This window comes from Streptomyces sp. MST-110588 (genome assembly GCF_022695595.1).
Lineage (GTDB): Bacteria > Actinomycetota > Actinomycetes > Streptomycetales > Streptomycetaceae > Streptomyces.
Map to the genome: position 1 here is coordinate 7,276,815 of NZ_CP074380.1, position 17,090 is coordinate 7,293,904.

The following is a 17,090-nucleotide window of genomic DNA, read 5'->3' on the forward strand; positions in this document are numbered from 1 at the left end:
AGGAGAGGGGAGCAAGCGTGGAACGTACGACGTGCTGTGTGGTGGGTGGCGGCCCGGCGGGCATGATGCTCGGACTGCTGCTGGCCAGAGCCGGGGTCCAAGTGACCGTTCTGGAGAAGCACCGGGACTTCCTGCGCGACTTCCGCGGGGACACCGTGCACCCTTCGACGCTGCGGCTCCTGGACGAACTGGGGCTGGGCGAGGAGTTCGGCGCGCTGCCCGCCCGCCGGCTCGAAGAGATGCGGATGGAGATCGGCGGCACGACCGTGGTGATGGCCGACTTCCGCCGGCTGCCCGGCCGCCACAAATACCTCGCCATGGTCCCGCAGTGGGACTTCCTCAGCCTCCTCGCGGACGCCGCGGCCAAGGAGCCTTCCTTCACGCTGCGGATGGGTACGGCCGTCACCGGCCTGCGTACCGAGGCCGGCCGGGTGACCGGGGTGCGCCATGTGGACGCGGACGGCCGGACCGGTGAACTGGCGGCCGATCTGACGGTCGCCTGCGACGGCCGCGACTCGCTGGTCAGGAGCTTGGCCGGACTCCGGCCGCGGTGGTTCCAGGTGCCCATGGACGTGTGGAACGTACGGGTCCCGGTGCCGCGCGATGCCGCCGGTGACATCAAGGACGGCCGGGTCTTCGCCCGCTTCGGGGGCGGGCAGGCGGCGGTCACCATGGACCGCGGCGGGTACTACCAGACCTCGTACCTGATCCCCAAGGGCCGGGACCGGGCGCTGCGGGCACACGACATCCAGTGGTTCCGCGACCGGATCGGCGCCCTGTTCGGCTGGGACCGGGAGGTGACCGGTGCGATCGGCTCCTGGGACGAGGTCAAGCTGCTGGAGGTGACCATGGGGCGGCTGCCGCGCTGGTACCGGCCCGGCCTGCTGTGCATCGGGGACGCGGCGCACACCATGTCCCCGGTGGGCGGCGTGGGGGTCAACCTGGCGGTGCAGGACGCCGTGGCGGCGGCCCGCATCCTGGCCGGGCCGCTGCGCCGGGGCACCGTCGGCGTACCGGACCTGGCGCGGGTACAGCGCCGGCGGGGGCTCCCGGTGTCCCTGGTGCAGGGGGCGCAGCGCGGCGAGCACGCGGCGGTGCTGCTGCCCGCCCTGGAGGGGACGCTCGACGGCGACCGGCTGCCGGTGCCGCTGCGGCTTCTGCGGCGGTGGCCCGCCCTGCGTACGGTGACCGGCTACCTCGGCGGCATCGGCGTCCGCGCCGAACACGCGCCCGGCTTCGCCCGCCCCTGACCGGGCGCGGCGGTCCCGTCGCTCCCGCCGCGCCCACCGGGGACGTACGCGGCGGGAGCAGCCGTGACCCGGAGCAACCGTGATCCGGAGCGGCTGTGGTCAGGACCGGTCGCGGCGGTCGATGGCGTTGAGGGTGAAGTGCTCCAACTCGTCGGCCGCGGCGTCCAGGTCGAGGTCCGGATGGGCGAGCCAGTGCGAGATCACGCCGTCGATCGCACCGCCGATCGCCAGCGCCACCGTACGGGCGTCGAAATCCCGCAGTGAGCCCGCCTCCTGACCGGCCGTCAGCAGCCGGACCAGGGAGCCGATGCGGTCGTTGGTGTCGTGCGAGCCGGGTGTCTTGAGCCGGGTGCCGCCGTGGTCGTCGAGCAGCATCTCGGTGATCACCCGCACATGACGGCGGTTGGCCTGCTGGTAACCGATCATCGCCCGGACGTAGGCCACGACGGCGGCCCGCGGATCGGACTCCCGTTCCACGCGCTCGGTGACGTACGCGGTGAACTGCTCCAGCACGTGTGCCAGCGTCGCCTGCGTCAGGTTGTCCTTGGAAGAGAAGTGGTAGAGGACGGCGGCCTTGGAGATGCCGGCCTCCTCGGCGATCGCCGACAGCGAGGTCGCCGGATAGCCCCGGGTGGAGATCAGGTCGATCGTGCACTCGACGAGCTGCCGACGACGGGCCTGCTCCGTGAAGGTCGGTGCGCCGGTGTCCGTACCCCGCCGACGAGTCATGGTGACGCCACCCCTGCCCTGTTTCCGCTGCCCATGGCCCTGTGACGGCCACAACGCGGTGACGGTCACACCAGACCGTACACCGGGGCGCGCAGCGGGAGAGCGGGAGGGCCGACCGGCTCCGGACGGCGGCCCGGAGCCACGGGCGCAGCGAGGGCGCGCTCCTACTGGGCGTTGCTGCCCTGGAGGGTGCGCACCGGCAGCAGGCAGTGCGCCGAGGTGGTCAGCACGTCCTCGTTGGCCACGAACCGCTTCAGCGCCTCCTCGCCCACGGGACGCCCGGGCACCGCCTCCGGCCACGGGCGGGTCGCGAACAGCGCGTAGACCTGACGGCGGGCGCGCGCCGCGGCCAGCCACTCCTGCGGCACCGTGCACTGCGCGTTGAAGTGCGGCGTCGTCAGGACCGCCTGCCCGCCCTCCACGAGGAGGGTCAGCGGCAGTCCCGGCGCCCGCGAGCCGTCCAGCAGCTCGTTGCCGATGGTCAGCCCGATCTGCCGGATGAGCTGTTCCATGGCGGCCATGCCGGCCTGCGGACCGTCCTTTCCGTTGCCCAGGGAGTACGTGAGCAGGAAGGGCACGTCGTTCCCGTCCTGCGCGTTCTCACCGCTCCATCCGATCATCACAAGGGTGCCCAACTGGCTGTGCCGGATGGTGCCGCCGGCGGACTGGGTAGAAGTCATGGCCGGGACCCTAGCGGCCGGTGGAGTGCCGGTGTGCGCCCATTTCACCCGGTCGGCGGAGTGTCTTGGCCAACTACTCCGAACGGGGCGGGCCGCTCACACGTACGGCCCAGCCCGTTCGTCCGTCAGTGCCGGGGCCGGTCGTCCCCGCTCCGGCCGAACTGGTCCTTGAGCTTGTCCTGGGCGGAGTCCACCTGGCCGCTGTACTTCCCTCCGGTGCGCTGATCGAAGGCGTCGCCCGCCTTGTCGATGCCCTTGCCGGTCTGCTCCTGGTGGCCCTTGAGCATCTGCTTGAGCTTGTCCATCATCGACATGGTCGTCCTCCTCGCCGTGCACGCCCCCTTCATCTCCAGGGTCGCCGCACCCGGCGGGGTCCGCATCCGGATGGCCCAACGCCGCCCGAGGCCGCCCGGCGCGGCCCGTCGGTCACCGCTGCGCAGGGGAGGCGACGGCCGGTGCGACGGCGCCGCCGCCCGCCCGGACGGCATCGACGGCGGCCTGGTGGACCGCTCTGCTGTGTGCCTCGGAATGAGCCGGTACGGGGCTTCCGGTGAGCGTGAACCAGTCCAGTGCGCCGGTGTACTGCACAGCGATGTGCGCCTGGTCCTCGGTCCAGGTGGTGTGGACGGTCAGCTCTCCGGTGATCACTCCGATCTCGTCCGTGACCACCCCGCCGGCCCCGGCGATGACGCCGCTGGTCGTCCATGAAGCCCACGTCATCGCGCTCCGCCTCTCCGCCGCCCGCGGGCCGCCGCGCCGGTGCGCCGGTGCGACCGGGCGCGTCGAGGCGGCGGCCCGCTGGGCCTGTTCGTCCTGGATGTCCGCACAGTTTCACTCACTATGGTGGGTTTATCCAGGATGTACCGCGACTCACCGCGACTCACCGTGGCCCGTCATCGCCGGTCGCCGCCCGCGATCAAGCCCCTGGCCCGGATTCACGAAACGAACATGCGATGGTTTATACTTGAACTTACCGTGCGATACCGGGACCCCCCGCCCAGGTACCGCACCGGCACCGGGCGACCGGTGACGGGGCTCGTGCCCCAACAAAGCGCCCCGGCCGGTTCCCCCCAACCGGCCGGGGCGCTTTCCTGTGTCCGCACGGCGTACGCCGCGCCCGTCGGCGTCACACGTGCGGGAAGAGATCGGTGAAGGGCTCCGCCGTGGCCGTCAGGCCCCGGCTGAAGGGCGCGTCGAAGTCCCACACCAGGAAGAGCAGAAAAGCGATCAGGGCGCTGAACAGGCCGGCCATCAGCAGCTCACGCCCGGAGCGGCGGATCTGGAGCGTGAAGATCAGGCCGATGGTGACGGCCGCGCCGGAGAGCAGCCCGAACCAGACCACCGGCGGCAGGGTCGCCCCGGCGCTGTCACCGCGGGCGCTGCGGGCCCCGTCCGCCACCCCCACCTGATCGATGATGCCCTGGTAGGACTGCTCCTCATAGCTGTCGCGCGGCCGGTAGTCGCTGACATCGGCCCGTACCTTCGCCAGCAGGTCCGCGCCACGCCCGGTGAGCTTCCCCTGCCCGGCCAGGACCGGCCACTCCTTGTGGACGACATGGCTGACGTACTGGTCGACGTCCGAGCGGATCCGCGCCCGGACCGGCTGCGGATACACCCGGGCCCGGGCGCTGACCTCGTGCAGCGCCTGCGCCTCGGTCCGTACGGTGTCCTGCGCGGCGCCGCGGGCCTCCCAGACGCCGGCGATGGCCAGGCCCAGCACGATCGCGTACACCACCCCCACCATCATCGTCATGTACTCGATGACGTCGGGCGTCTCGGACGGATCGTCGTCCTCGCCGATCCGGCGCTGTCTGAGGACCGTGATGGCCAGGACGACGCCGCAGGCAGCGGCCATGGCGAGGGACAGCACCAGCCATTCGGACATGGACAACCTCCTAGGAGGAACGGCGCCCGGCCGAGCCGGAACCGGACGGGGAGCTGGAGGAGTTCGAGGAGCTCGAACGGGGGCGCAGCGCCGCGGCGGCCAGCACGGCCGGTGCGGTGATCAGCAGGGTCGTGGTCACCAGCGACCTTTTGCCGTGCCGGTGACGGGCGGCCACCGTGTGGTGGTACAGCCGGTGCGGTGTGGCGGAGGGCGGGACCGGGGGAGAGGGGGCCGGAGGGGCGGGAGGCGGTGCGGAGGGAGGGGGCGCGGAACGCTTCGGGGGCGGTTGCGGGGGAGCGGGGCGGGGCGGCGGCGCGGCAGCCGGCGGTGGCGGCGCGGGGCGGGCGGGCCGGTGGGTGGCCGGAGGCGGCGGCTGGGGGGCCGGGGGGCGGGGCCGGGCCGGTGGATGCGGCGGGCGTGGCGGCGCAGGGGGACGGGGCGGGTGCGGCGGACGGGGCGGTACGGGAGGAGGCGTCGGCGACGGCGGGCACGGTGGTGGCGGGGGCGGCGGGAACGTGGGGCAGTCCGGCGGTCTCGTCCCCGCCCACGAACAGTTGCCGTTCCCGTCGTGGGCGTGCGATCCGCCGCCACCGGCCCCCGACGAGGGAGGCGTCGGCCCGGCCCGCGACAAGAGGCGCTCGGCCCCGGTTCCCGGCGAAGGGGACGCCGGTCCGCCGCCCGCGGCCACGGCGGTGAACGCGGCACAGGTGCCCAGCGCCAGGAACGCGGCCAGCGCGGCCACCGCGGCCAGCGTCGCCCCCCACCTCGTCGGCCGGTGCGTACCGAGCGGCGTTCCGAGGGCCGTCACCGGTGGGCCCGCGCGGCGCGCCCGTTGGCGTACTCCTCGACGGGTCCGGGATATCCGGCGTGCTCCAAGTCGTGCGTCCACGCGGAGATCCTGCGCGGTGCAGGGCACGTCCAGCCATGTCGTACGACTGATTCCCTCGAAGGTTGGAAATATCGTACGGTCGTGTGCGTGACTGCTGTTGAGGTGTTCACCCCGCGGACCTACGCCGACGGGGTCCCCTACGGCCTCTTCCGGGAACTGCGCGCCACCCGTCCCGTGTGCTGGATCGAGGAACCCGCGGTCGACGGCTGGCCGGCCGGGCCCGGCTACTGGGCGGTGCTGCGGCACGCCGACGTCAAGCACGTGCTGCGTACGCCCGGGTGCTACTCCTCATACCTGGGCGCCACCCAGATCCGTGACCCCGACACCGAGGCCGACCTGGCCTTCGTACGCGCCATGATGCTCAACCAGGACCCGCCGGACCACGCCCGCGTCCGGCGGGTGGTCGCCGCGGCCTTCACCCCGCGCGCCGTACGGGAGTTGGAGCAGGACATCGACGCGCGGGCCCGCACACTGGTGGAGCAGGTGGCACGGGACGGCGCGGCCGATTTCGTGACGGTGGCCGCGGACCTGCCGGTGTGGACCCTGGCGCGGGTGATGGGAGTGCCGGAGTCGGACCGGCAGTTGCTCGTGGACTGGTCGAACCGGGTCATCGGCTACCAGGACGCGGAGTACGCCGAGTGCGCGGAGCACGCCGAGAACACCGAGCACGCCGAGTACGCAGGGGCCGCGCGGCCGGGCACCGCGGACCCGGCGCGGCTGAGCCCCATGGCCCGGGCCGCGCTGGCGCAGCGCCCGGCACCCGCGCTGCGCCCCGACGGGCACCCCGTCAACCCCCGCTCCCGCGCGGCGCTCGCCGACATGTTCGCCTACGCCCACGCGCTGGCACGACGGCCGCGCCCCGGCAGCGTCATGGCCCACATGCGGGCGGGCGGGCTCAACGAGGCGGAGTTGGAGAACATGTTCTTCCTCTTCGCGGTGGCCGGGAACGAGACCCTGCGCAACGGCATCCCGGGCGGTCTGCTCACCCTGCTGCGCCACCCCGAGGAGTACCGGCGCCTGCGCGCCGCACCGGAGCTGACCGGCTCGGCGGTCGAGGAGATGCTGCGCCACTGGCCGCCGGTGATGAACTTCCGCCGCACCGCCGCCCGCGACGTGGAGCTGGGCGGCGTACGGATCCGGCGGGGCGAGAAGGTCGTCGTCTACCACGCCTCCGCCAACCGCGACGAGACGGTCTTCCACGACCCCGACCGCTTCGACGTCACCCGTGCCCCCAACGACCACCTCAGCTTCGGCTTCGGCCCGCACTTCTGCATGGGCGCCCATCTCGCCCGCGTCCAGATGCGGTCCGTGCTGCGGCATGTGCTGACCCTGCTTCCCGGCCTCCGGCCGGACGGCGAGCCGACCCGCCTGGTCTCCAACTTCCAGAACGGGCTCAAGCACCTGCCGGTGGCCGTCGGCACACCCGACTGAACGCCGGGGGCCGGTGGCCGAGGGCCGGTGACGGCGTGACGCGTCCGAGCCCTGGGCCGGCGGGACCGTGCCGGGCGCCGGCTCCCGTCACTGGCCCACCCTTCCGTCGATGCGCTCGCGCAGCAGGTCGGCGTGCCCGCAGTGCCGGGCGTACTCCTCGATCCGGTGCACCAGCAGCTCACGGACCGCGATCCCGTCCTTGCCCACGCGTTCGCCCGGGTCCGGGTGCCGGGCCAGCGCGGCGTCGGTCGCGGCCTGTTCGCGCTCCAGAGCGCGGTATGCGGCGTCGACCTCGGCCTGGTCGGCGACGGCCGCCTCGAAGTCCGCGCCGCCCTCGCCGTACAGCTTCGGCAGCGGGTCGCCGTCGCCGATCCAGTTGCGCCAGTCCCGTTCCACCTCGGCGAGGTGCCGCAGCAGGCCGAGCAGTGACATCGTCGACGGCGGGACCGACCGGCGCGCCAGTTGCCCGGCGTCCAGTCCCTCGCACTTCATCCGCAGGGTCAGTCGGTAGTTGGTCAGGAAGTCGTGCAGCGTGGCGAGTTCGCCGTCCGGAGCGGGACCTTCGTTGTTGCGCGGGTCCTCCTGCGGGTCGGCCCACATGTCGGGGTAGACGCTCGCCCGGCTCCACCGTGCAGGTTGGTCACTCATGCGTCCCATGTTCCTCCGCGAGGGCCGGAGCCCGCCAGAGCACCGCTTCCCTCAGGGCGGAAACGAGGTGTCAGCGGTGGCGGCACCGGCCGGGCGCATCCACGCCCCGGCCGGTGCCGTCCGGGCCGCTGTACGGGCCGGTCCGTACACCCCGCCGTCAGGCGCGTACGGACCCCCCGCCGTCAGGCGCGTACGGACAAGGACAGGGCGAAGCGGGCCGCGCGGTCGGTCCACCACCGGGACAACGTGAAGCCGGCGGCGGCGAGTTCGGCGCGTACGCCGTCTTCGCGGAACTTCGCGGAGACCTCCGTGCGCACCTCCTCGCCGCGGGCGAAGGTGACCGCCAGGTCCAGTGCGGGGATCTTGGCCGTCAGCTCCTTGCGGGCCCGCAGCCGCATCTCGATCCACTCCCGCTCGGCGTTCCACAGGGCCACGTGCCGGAAGTCCGCCGGGTCGAAGTCGGCGCCCAGCTCGCGGTTGATGACGGCCAGCACGTTCTTGTTGAACTCGGCCGTCACGCCCGTCGGGTCGTCGTACGCGGCCACGAGCGTGGCCTCGTCCTTGACCAGGTCGGTGCCCAGCAGCAGCGCGTCACCGGGCGCCAGCAGTTCCCGTACGCGGTGCAGGAAGGCGGCGCGCTCCTCGGGCAGCAGGTTGCCGATGGTGCCGCCCAGGAACGCCAGCAGCCGCGGGCCGGGCGTGCCGGGCAGCGGGAAACCCTCCTGGAAGTCGGCGACCAGGGCGTGCACGGTCAGGGTCGGATGGTCGGAGAGCAGCGCGCGGCCCGCGGCGGCCAGCGCGCTCTCGCTCACGTCGACGGGCAGATAGGTGTGCAGACCGGTCAGTGCGCCTATGAGATGGCGGGTCTTGTCGGAGGAGCCCGAACCCAGCTCGATGAGGGTGCGGGCGCCGGTGGCCGCGGCGATGTCCCCGGCGCGGGCCAGCAGGATCTCCCGCTCGGCGCGGGTGGGGTAGTAGTCGGGCAGCCTGGTGATCTCCTCGAAGAGCACGCTGCCGCGGGCATCGTAGAACCACTTGGGCGGAAGCTGCTTGGGGGTACGGGTCAGCCCGTGCGTCACGTCCGCGCGCAGGGCGGCGGCGGTGGCGTCGGCGGGCAGGGTACGGGTGATCGTGAGGGGGCTCACGCAGTGGGCTCCTTGAGCGGGGTGAGAAGGATGTCGGTGGGGGTGGCGGCGAGCAGGGTGCGGTCGGGGACCTCGGTCCAGTGCGGCGAGTCGTCGTACGGCTCGGAGGCGACGACGGTGGAGCGGCCGGGCTCGCTGCGGTGGAAAAGCGTGTCGCCCCAGGCGGTGGCGGCGATCGTCAGGCCGTCGGTGAGCAGCAGGTTCAGCCGGGACCCGGGGGCGGCGTCGGCCACCTCCCGTACGGTCTCGGCCAGCGCGTGCGCCGGGTCCAGGCCGGCCGCGAGCCGGCTGTGCACCAGTGCCCATACGAACGCCGAGTCACAGCGCGCCTGGAGGCTCAGCAGCGCCTGTGGCGGCAGACCGGCGGCGAGCGCGGCCAGCGACCCGGGCCAGCCACGGACCGCGCCGTTGTGGCTGAACAGCCAGCGTCCGGACGCGAAGGGCGCGGTGGCCGCCTCGGCGTCCGCGCCGGACTCGGTGGCGTCGCGTACGGCGGCCAGCAGCGCGCCGGTCCGTACGACCCGGGCCAGGTCGGTCAGCGAGGCGTCGGCCCAGATCGGGCCGGCCCGGCGGTAGCGGGCGGGCACCGGGTCGCCGGGCGCGTACCAGCCGACGCCGAATCCATCCGCGTTGACCGTTCCGTGGGCCTGGCGGCGCGGCGCCCACGACTGCCGGTACAGGCCGTACGGCGGGTTGACGATCACCTCGCCGAGGGGGACCTCCGGGCCGAGGTAGGCGATGTGGCGGCACATCAGCGCCTCCGCCGGGTGCTACCGCCCCGGGCCGTGGCAGGGGCCGCGCCCGGGACCGCCCCGGACGCCGGCCTCACGCGCTCTCCGGTGCCGCGTCGCGGGCCGTACGGAAGCCGGCGAAGATCTGCCGCCGCACCGGCAGGTCCCAGTTGCGGAAGGTCCCCCGGCAGGCCACCGGGTCCACGGCGAAGGAACCGCCGCGCAGGACCTTGTACGCGCTGCCGAAGAACACCTCGGAGTACTCCCGGTAGGGGAAGGCGGCGAAGCCCGGGTAGGGCAGGAAGTCGCTCGCCGTCCACTCCCAGACGTCACCGATCAACTGCCGTACGCCCAGGGGCGAGCGCCCCTCCGGATAGCTGCCGACCGGGGCCGGGCGCAGATGCCGCTGCCCCAGGTTGGCGTGGGCGGGGAGGGGTCCTCCTCTCCCCACGGGTAGCGTCGCGAACGGCCGCTGTCCGGGTCGTACCGCGCCGCCTTCTCCCATTCGGCCTCGGTGGGCAGCCGCCGGCCGGCCCAGCGCGCGTAGGCGTCGGCCTCGTACCAGCTCACGTGCAGCACCGGCTCGTGCGGTGGTACGGGCTCGGTGACGCCGAAGCGGCGCCGCTGCCATCCGCCGCCCTCCTGCCGCCAGAACAGCGGGGCCCGCAGGCCGTGCTCGCGGACCTGCGCCCAGCCCTCCGGCGCCCACCAGCGCGGGTCGCGGTAGCCGCCGTCCTCGATGAACTCCAGGTAGGCGCCGTTGGACACGGGGGTGGTGTCGATGTGGAAGGCGGGCAGCAGCCGGCGGTGCGCGGGCCGCTCGTTGTCCAGCGCCCACGGCTCGGTGGAGGTGCCCATCGTGAACGGGCCGCCGGGCACCAGCACCTCCCGGGGCAGCGGTCCCCCGGAGGTGTCCGGGGGCTCGGGCGCGGTGAGGGCGGCGGGACCGCGGCGGAGCTGGTGGGTGATGAGCATGGTCTCGTCGTGCTGCTGCTCGTGCTGGGCGATCATGCCGAAGGCGAACCCGGCGTCGCGCAGCGGGTCACCGTGCAGCGGGGTGCGTTCCAGGATGTCCAGCACCCGGCCGCGTACCTCGGCGAGATAGCCGTGGGCCTCGGCGGGCGCCAGCAGCGGTAGCGAGGGCCGCTCGGCGCGCGGGTGCTCGAAGGCGTCGTAGACGTTGTCGATGTCCGGGCGCAGCGCCCGGCGCCCGCCCACCGTGCGCAGCAGCCACTGTTCCTCCTGGTTGCCTATGTGCGCCAGGTCCCAGACCAGGGGGGACATCAGCGGTGAGTGCTGGGCGGTGAGGTCGGGCTCCTCGACACAGGTGGTGAGCAGCCGGGTGCGGTCGCGCGCGGCGAGCAGGGCGCCGGCCGCGCGTTCCCGGAGCGAGTCGGGATCGGTGGTCACAAACTGTCCTTCCCAGGGGGGAGCTGATCCGCGTGGGCGGCGGCGTCCGTGGGGGCCGGAGGGCTCAGGGCGTCCAGGAGGTCATCGGCCGGGCAGCGGCCACGGTTCACATAGCGCTCGGTGAAGTCCGCGACCGCGCCGATGACCTCGGGGCCGGCGCCCAGCCGGGGCAGCGCCTCGCGGGCCACCGCGAAGCAGGCCGGGGCAACCGCGCGCAGCTCGGGATCGGTCAGGGCGGCGCGGGCGGCGTGCCGCCACAGCGGGTTGCGGGGCGCCGGGCGCGACCCCGCCGTCTCCGCCAGCGGTTTGACGAGCCGGTAGACCCGCTCGGCGGCCTCCGGGTCGTCGAAGAGGGCCGCGGTGACGGCCAGCGGCACGATCCACCCGCCGTCCCCGGGCTGCGCGTCGATCATGCGCAGTTCCAGGTGGCCACGCGGCCGTACGGGCGGGAAGAGCGTGGTGAGGTGGTAGTCCAGGTCCTCCCGCGTCGGCGGCCGTGGCAGCCCCGTACGGATCCATTCGCGGAAGGTCAGGCCCAAGGGCGCGTCCCACGGGCCCCGGTCGGACCGTACGCACATCACGGGCGCGTCCAGGACGTAACGGACCCACGCGGCGCGCGGGTCGGGGTCCGGGGCGGGGCGAGGGTACGGGCCGGGTCGAGCTGGGACCACACGAGCTGACGGGTGGTGCGGTACCCGGTCGGGCAGCCCTCGCTGGCCGGCGAGTTGGCGAAGGCCGCGGCCAGCACGGCGCCCAGCAGATGGGCCAGGTACCAGCGGCGCCCGTAGCCCAGCGGCCCCGGCTCCTCGTACCCCGCGTCCAGGCACACCTGGACCGAGGCCGTGGCGCACATCATGGACCGCCCCGCGTCGCCCCAGCGGTCGAAGTACGCCTCCATGGCGTTGTAGCGCGGTTCGTCCAGGACGCGTCGGGGCGGGTGCCAGGGGTTGTGCCCGTGGCCCGCCATGCCCAGGCCCATCTCCCGCATGGCGGGGCGGACCAGGGCGAGGTCGGCGCGGACGGACTCCACGCAGTCGGTGAGGGAGGCGGCGGGCAGCGAGCTGAGCTCAAGCTGGCCGCCGGGTTCGAAGGTGAGGGCCGACCGCAGGGGCAGGGCCCGCAGTGCGGTGGCCGCGGCGTGCAGCCGCTCGGGTTCCACAGGACATCGGGGGCGGTGCGCGTCGTGGACGAGCCATTCGATCTCGACCCCGGTACGGCGCGGCGGGCCCGTCTTGAAGCAGATGCCGCGCAGGTGGGCCTCCAGTTCGGCTTCGGTTGTCGCCGGTCGTGCGGTCACGGTCGCACTCCCTTCCGGTCGGGCGGTAGTTGCCGCCCTCTACCTAATCGGGTGACGGCCACGGGCTCAAGAGTGCGTGGCCGCGGGTTCCGTGCCGCGGGTTGCGCGTCAATGGGCGGCGGCCCGCCTGGTCCGTACGACCGGCCGCCCGGACCGCACGCCGGACGACCGGACTTCCCGGCAGGCGGGCCACCGCCCGCCGGCTCACTGCCGGTAACCCGCCAGGAAGCGGCCGATCCGGCTGATCGCGGCGTCCAGGTCGTCGGCGCGCGGCAGGGTCAGGATGCGGAAGTGGTCCGGACGCGGCCAGTTGAACCCCGTTCCCTGGACGACCTGGATCTTCTCCCGCAGCAGCAGGTCCAGGACGAACCGCTCGTCGTCGTGGATCTTGTGTACGGACGGGTCCAGGCGCGGGAAGGCGTACAGCGCGCCCTTGGGCTTGACGCAGGTCACGCCCGGGATCTCGTTCAGCCGCCGCCACGCCCGGTCCCGCTGCTCGTGCAGCCGGCCGCCCGGCAGCACCAGGTCCTTGATGCTCTGCCGCCCGCCGAGGGCGGCCTGGATGGCGTACTGCGCCGGGGCGTTGGGGCACAGCCGCATCGAGGCGAGGGTGCCCAGGCCCTCCAGGTAGTCGGCGGCGTGCTGCTTGGGGCCGGAGACCACCAGCCAGCCGGAGCGGAAACCGGCGACGCGGTAGGACTTGGACAGGCCGCTGAAGGTCAGGCAGACCAGGTCCGGGGCGAGCGCCGCGGCATGGTGGTGCACCTCGCCGTCGTACAGGATGCGGTCGTAGATCTCGTCGGCGAAGACCAGGAGCTGGTGCCGCCGCGCCAGGTCCAGCATGCCCTCCAGGAGGTCACGCGGATAGACGGCGCCCGTGGGGTTGTTGGGGTTGATGATGACCAGGGCGCGGGTGCGGTCGGTGATCTTCGACGCCAGGTCGTCCAGGTCCGGCAGCCAGTCCGCCGACTCGTCGCACAGGTAGTGCACGGCCTTGCCGCCGGCCAGTGTGGTCACCGCGGTCCACAACGGATAGTCGGGCGCGGGGATCAGGACCTCGTCCCCGTCGTCGAGCAGCGCCTGTACCGCCATCGAGACGAGTTCGGAGACACCGTTGCCCAGGTAGACGTCGTCCACGCCGATGCCGGGCAGCCCCGCGTCCTGATAGCGCTGGGCCACCGCGCGGCGCGCCGGGAGGATGCCGCGCGAGTCGGTGTACCCGTGGGCGCGGGAGAGGCTGCGGATCATGTCCTGGAGGATCTCTTCGGGCGCCTCGAACCCGAACAGGGCCGGATTGCCGGTGTTCAGGCGCAGCACGCTGTGGCCCGCCTCCTCCAGCGCGTCGGCCTGTTCGATCACCGGTCCCCGGATCTCGTAGCAGACGTCGGCCAGCTTGCCCGACTGCTTGAACTCCATACGGCCTCCCGGTTCCTCGCCCGTCGCCCGGCGCGGCGGGCCCCTGCGCACCGCGCGGCGCGGTGGCATCCGTCAACGTACTTGGTTTTACCAAGCAGCCACTTGGAAAGTCCAACCACTTGTCTATGCTGAGGGCATGCCACGCCGAAGTTACGACCAGTACTGCGCCGTCGCCCGTGCCCTGGACGCCGTGGGGGACCGCTGGACGCTCCTGATCGTCCGGGAACTGCTGGGCGGGGCCCGGCGCTACACCGATCTGCACGCCGACCTCCCCGGAGTCAGTACGGACATGCTCGCCTCCCGCCTGAAGGACATGGAGCGCGACGGCCTGGTCACCCGGCGCCGGCTCGCCCCGCCGGGCGCCTCCTTCGTCTACGAACTCACCGCGCGCGGCCGGGAGCTGCGGCCGGTGCTCACCGCCCTCGCGCGGTGGGGGAGTGCGGACCTCGGGGAGAAGCGGCCCACCGACGCGGTACGCGCCCACTGGTTCGCCCTGCCGCTGATGGAACGCCTCGCGCGGTACGTCCAGGAGCGGGCCGCCGGGGACATCGCGGATCCCGAAGGCGCCTGTGCCGTGCGGACCGTACAGATCTCCCTGGACGAGGGAGACTTCCACCTCACCCTCGGCCCCGAGGGCCCGTCCTACGCCGACGGCTCCGCCGGACACGCCGACGTCCTGCTGCGGCTGTCCGCCGACACCTGTGTCGACCTCGCGTACGATCGCCTTTCGTTCGCCCAGGGCATCGCATCCGGCCGGATCGAGGTCACCCGTCCAGTGGGGGCCGCCGTGTCCCCCGGCCGTACGGACGCGTAGGCGCTAGGAAGCGGCAGACGGGCGGATCGCGCACGTGGCAGAGGACAAGGCGCAGGAGAGGGCGGCACGGCATGGCGACGCTCCCTTTGGCGGTATTCGATCTGGACGGCACCCTCGCCGACACCGGGCACCGGCAGCACTTCCTGGAGCGCCGGCCGCGGGACTGGAACGGTTTCTTCGCCGCCGCCCCGCAGGACCCGCCGCTGGCGCGCGGCGTGGCCCTGGCGCTGAAGAGCGCCGGGACGTGCGAGGTGGTCTATCTGACCGGGCGCCCCGAGCGCTGCCGCCGCGACACCCTGGAATGGCTCGACCGGCACGGGCTGCCGCAGGGGCGGCTGTGGATGCGGCCGAACGAGGACCGGCGCCCGGCCCGGTACACCAAACTGGAGATCCTGCGCCGGATCGCCCGCGGCCGTGCGGTACGGCATCTGGTGGATGACGACGAACTGGTCTGTGACGCCGCCGAGCGGGCCGGCTTCCCGGTCGTACGGGCCCGGTGGGCGGCCCCCTCCCAGGAGTTGAAGGACGCCCAGGAGCGGGAGGGCCGCACCTGAGGGGGAGGGCCGCGCCTGAGGGGAGGGCCGCACCTGAGCGGGGCCGACGGGAGCCGTCCCCGCCACGCGGGCGTCCCGGGAGCTATCCCGCCGAGGTGTCGATGACGCAGAAACGGTTGCCTTCGGTGTCCGCGAGGACGACGAAGTCGGGGTCGGGCGGGTAGCGGTCCCAGGGCACCCGCTCGGCGCCCAGGGCGACCAGCCGCGCCACCTCCGCGGCCTGTTCGGCCGCGTCGGCGGCGTACAGGTCGAGATGGACCCGCGGCTCCGGCTGTACGGGGGTCTCGCTGCGGTCCAGCGCGAGCCCGACGCCGGTCCCCCCGGCCGGGACCAGGACCACCCAGTCCGGCTCCACTTCACCCTCGCGCGGCACGTAATCGAGCGCCGCACACCAGAAGCGGGCCGCGCGCGGCACGTCCTCGGCTCCCATGACAACAGTACCTATGGCCACCATGCCGGTGATCCTGCCAGTCGGGGGCGGGCCGGGATAGAACCTACCCGCCGGGCGTGGCGCGCCAAGGCATGGTGGCGCATTTGCGGCCCGGCCCACGAAAGAGGGGCCGGGCCGCACTGCCGCAGCGGAGTTCGCGCTCCGCTGCCTCACCCCTTGGTCTGGACCGGTAGCGACATGACGTCGTCGGGTCGGCGGTCGCCTAGGGGCGTCCGCGGCGGCATCTGCCGCGGAAATTCAAAGGGCCACAGAGCCACGGGGCCACAGGGCCAGGACCGCTCGTCAGCCGTCCACGTCGCGGGCCTCGGCGGATCCCAGCGTGGTGTCGGCGACGAAGTCCACCGCCTCCTCCGGCGGCGAGTAGGGGGGCATGAAAGCCGCCGCCCGTACGTCACGGTAGGCGCGGGCCAGAGGGTGGCGGGCCTGGTAACTCGCCCCGCCCGTCAGGCGCATGGCGAGGTCGACGACCGTGGTGGCGGCGCGCTCGACGACCATGCTGACGAGCTGGCACTCCTTCATCATCGCCCGGCTCGTGTCGTCGGTGACCACCTGCGGCTTGTTGCGCAGCAGCAGCGAGTCGAAGTCCTGGAGCGCCGCACCGAGCGTGCCGCGGGCCGTGGTCAGGGCGGCTTCCATCTCGGTGACGGCGGTCTTCACCGCGGCCGATCCCGAGCGCCTGCGGCTGCGGGACGGTCTGGTCAGGGCCTCCAGCGCGTGATCGCGGGCGGCCTCGGCGATCCCGAGGCAGACGCCGTTGAGCCCCATGCCGCTGACCGCGCGGCCCTCCAGCATCCCGGCGTCGCGCCTGCCCCAGGGCCCGCGTACCAGCAGCGCGTCCTCGGGCACGACGCACTCGCTGAACAGGACGCTGCCGCTGCCGGAGCCGCGCAGCCCCAGCCCCTGCCAGTCGTCCTCGACCCGCACGCCCGGTGTGCCGGCGGGGATCATGGCGCTCGCCAGGTGGTTCCCCTCGCCGCGCACCGCCTTGAGCCGGCAGTAGAAGTGGGTGGCGGCGGGCGAGAGCGAGGCCAGGATCTTACGGCCGTTGACCACCCAGCCGTTGTACGAGGCGGTCGCGGTCGTGGCCAGATTCCAGTAGTCGGCCCCGCGTTCGGCCACCGCCGAGCACAGCAGCATCCGCCGGCCGCCGATGGCTTCCAGCCACTCCGCCCGGGGCAGGTAGCCCGGCTCGCCGTCCGCCGCGAACCGTACGACGCGGGCGAAGTACCACGCCAGGGCGGTGTGCATGTAGTAGGCGACCGCGACCGAGGCGTCGGCGCGGGCGATCCGGGAGGTGATCACCGTCAGGTCGTGCAGCCGCTCGACGCCGAAGCCGCCGAGATCGGTGGGGACGCTCGCGGCGAACACCCCGGCCTCGACGAGCGCGTCGACGCTGTCACGGGCGAACCGCCCTTCGTGGTCGGTGGCCTCGGCCTGACCGGTGAGGAAGTCCTGGAGTTTCATGACCGCCGCGACCGCCTGCTCGCCGCTCGCCGTGGCCGGCTGCAACTCGGAGTTCAGTGACAAGGAATTCGACATGATTGCGTCCTCGACGTTTAGCGGGTACCCGGCATGTTTTGGACATCGTGTGCAGCGGAAACAATGCCGGTGCGCGCGCCGACCGGCGGATTTCGGACGATCGAGCAAGGGCATTGCCCGGGTGTAAGCCCCCGGTTACTGTGGTTTCAACTAGCGGAGCGGTGAATTCTGTTTCCTTGTACCAACGTTCAGTTTCATGCACCAACGTTCGGAAAAGGTTC

Annotated in this window: 16 protein-coding genes and 2 pseudogenes; 4 read left to right on the top strand and 14 right to left on the bottom strand. The window is 73.0% G+C overall.

Annotated elements, in window-relative coordinates; all coding sequences use genetic code 11:
* The first annotated feature begins 17 nt into the window (after positions 1–17).
* Positions 18–1,250 carry an FAD-dependent oxidoreductase gene (locus KGS77_RS31770; protein ID WP_242586630.1) on the top strand — a complete coding sequence of 411 codons (1,233 nt, stop codon included), beginning with the start codon at positions 18–20 and terminating at the stop codon, positions 1,248–1,250.
* 99 nt (positions 1,251–1,349) lie between these two features.
* On the opposite strand, the gene KGS77_RS31775 is transcribed toward KGS77_RS31770, so the two are convergent.
* The 6 genes from KGS77_RS31775 to KGS77_RS34755 all read right to left on the bottom strand — a co-directional run bounded on the left by KGS77_RS31775 (position 1,350) and on the right by KGS77_RS34755 (position 4,683).
* The gene (locus KGS77_RS31775) at positions 1,350–1,979 is read right to left on the bottom strand and encodes a TetR/AcrR family transcriptional regulator (RefSeq protein WP_242586632.1); all 630 of its coding nucleotides are present in this window, start codon (positions 1,977–1,979) and stop codon (positions 1,350–1,352) included.
* A gap of 164 nt (positions 1,980–2,143) precedes the next feature.
* A complete protein-coding gene (locus tag KGS77_RS31780) occupies positions 2,144–2,659 on the bottom strand; it encodes a DUF5949 family protein (RefSeq protein WP_242586634.1) in 516 nt (171 codons plus the stop codon).
* 125 nt (positions 2,660–2,784) lie between these two features.
* Positions 2,785–2,973 (bottom strand): antitoxin, encoded by a 189-nt coding sequence (locus KGS77_RS31785; RefSeq protein ID WP_242586636.1) that lies wholly within the window; start codon positions 2,971–2,973, stop codon positions 2,785–2,787.
* A 112-nt stretch (positions 2,974–3,085) separates the two neighbouring features.
* Positions 3,086–3,379, bottom strand: coding sequence for a hypothetical protein (locus tag KGS77_RS31790; RefSeq protein ID WP_242586638.1), 294 nt, complete (start codon positions 3,377–3,379; stop codon positions 3,086–3,088).
* Positions 3,380–3,785: 406 nt separating this feature from the next.
* On the bottom strand, positions 3,786–4,544 hold the full coding sequence (locus KGS77_RS31795; protein WP_242586640.1) for a DUF4239 domain-containing protein: 759 nt from the start codon (positions 4,542–4,544) through the stop codon (positions 3,786–3,788).
* Between the two features lie 10 nt (positions 4,545–4,554).
* Positions 4,555–4,683 carry a hypothetical protein gene (locus tag KGS77_RS34755; RefSeq protein ID WP_277994292.1) on the bottom strand — a complete coding sequence of 43 codons (129 nt, stop codon included), beginning with the start codon at positions 4,681–4,683 and terminating at the stop codon, positions 4,555–4,557.
* 837 nt (positions 4,684–5,520) lie between these two features.
* Between KGS77_RS34755 and KGS77_RS31800 the strand changes: the two genes are divergently transcribed.
* On the top strand, positions 5,521–6,864 hold the full coding sequence (locus KGS77_RS31800; RefSeq protein WP_242586642.1) for a cytochrome P450: 1,344 nt from the start codon (positions 5,521–5,523) through the stop codon (positions 6,862–6,864).
* Between the two features lie 87 nt (positions 6,865–6,951).
* Here KGS77_RS31800 and KGS77_RS31805 read toward each other — a convergent pair whose 3' ends face one another.
* From KGS77_RS31805 to KGS77_RS31830, 6 genes and pseudogenes are all read right to left on the bottom strand, one after another.
* Positions 6,952–7,512: a DinB family protein gene (locus tag KGS77_RS31805; protein ID WP_242586643.1), complete on the bottom strand. Its 561-nt coding sequence runs from the start codon at positions 7,510–7,512 to the stop codon at positions 6,952–6,954.
* Between the two features lie 182 nt (positions 7,513–7,694).
* Entirely contained in the window at positions 7,695–8,657 is a 963-nt protein-coding gene (egtD, locus tag KGS77_RS31810) for an L-histidine N(alpha)-methyltransferase (RefSeq protein ID WP_242586645.1), read from the bottom strand.
* Entirely contained in the window at positions 8,654–9,409 is a 756-nt protein-coding gene (egtC, locus tag KGS77_RS31815; protein ID WP_242586646.1) for an ergothioneine biosynthesis protein EgtC, read from the bottom strand. The genes egtD and egtC overlap by 4 nt, the downstream gene beginning before the upstream one ends.
* Positions 9,410–9,482: 73 nt before the next feature.
* Positions 9,483–10,798, bottom strand: a pseudogene (egtB, locus tag KGS77_RS31820) (ergothioneine biosynthesis protein EgtB).
* Positions 10,795–12,095, bottom strand: a pseudogene (gene egtA, locus KGS77_RS31825) (ergothioneine biosynthesis glutamate--cysteine ligase EgtA). Before egtA ends, egtB begins: the two co-directional pseudogenes overlap by 4 nt.
* Before the next feature lie 204 nt (positions 12,096–12,299).
* Positions 12,300–13,511 (bottom strand): pyridoxal phosphate-dependent aminotransferase, encoded by a 1,212-nt coding sequence (locus KGS77_RS31830; RefSeq protein WP_242586648.1) that lies wholly within the window; start codon positions 13,509–13,511, stop codon positions 12,300–12,302.
* Between the two features lie 136 nt (positions 13,512–13,647).
* Between KGS77_RS31830 and KGS77_RS31835 the strand changes: the two genes are divergently transcribed.
* The gene (locus KGS77_RS31835; protein ID WP_242586650.1) at positions 13,648–14,325 is read left to right on the top strand and encodes a helix-turn-helix domain-containing protein; all 678 of its coding nucleotides are present in this window, start codon (positions 13,648–13,650) and stop codon (positions 14,323–14,325) included.
* A gap of 71 nt (positions 14,326–14,396) precedes the next feature.
* Entirely contained in the window at positions 14,397–14,879 is a 483-nt protein-coding gene (locus KGS77_RS31840; RefSeq protein WP_242586652.1) for a hypothetical protein, read from the top strand.
* Positions 14,880–14,961: 82 nt separating this feature from the next.
* Here the strand turns inward: KGS77_RS31840 and KGS77_RS31845 are convergent, their stop codons facing one another.
* Positions 14,962–15,333 carry a VOC family protein gene (locus tag KGS77_RS31845; RefSeq protein ID WP_242586653.1) on the bottom strand — a complete coding sequence of 124 codons (372 nt, stop codon included), beginning with the start codon at positions 15,331–15,333 and terminating at the stop codon, positions 14,962–14,964.
* 279 nt (positions 15,334–15,612) lie between these two features.
* Positions 15,613–16,869 (bottom strand): acyl-CoA dehydrogenase family protein, encoded by a 1,257-nt coding sequence (locus tag KGS77_RS31850; RefSeq protein WP_242586655.1) that lies wholly within the window; start codon positions 16,867–16,869, stop codon positions 15,613–15,615.
* Positions 16,870–17,090 lie beyond the last annotated feature (221 nt).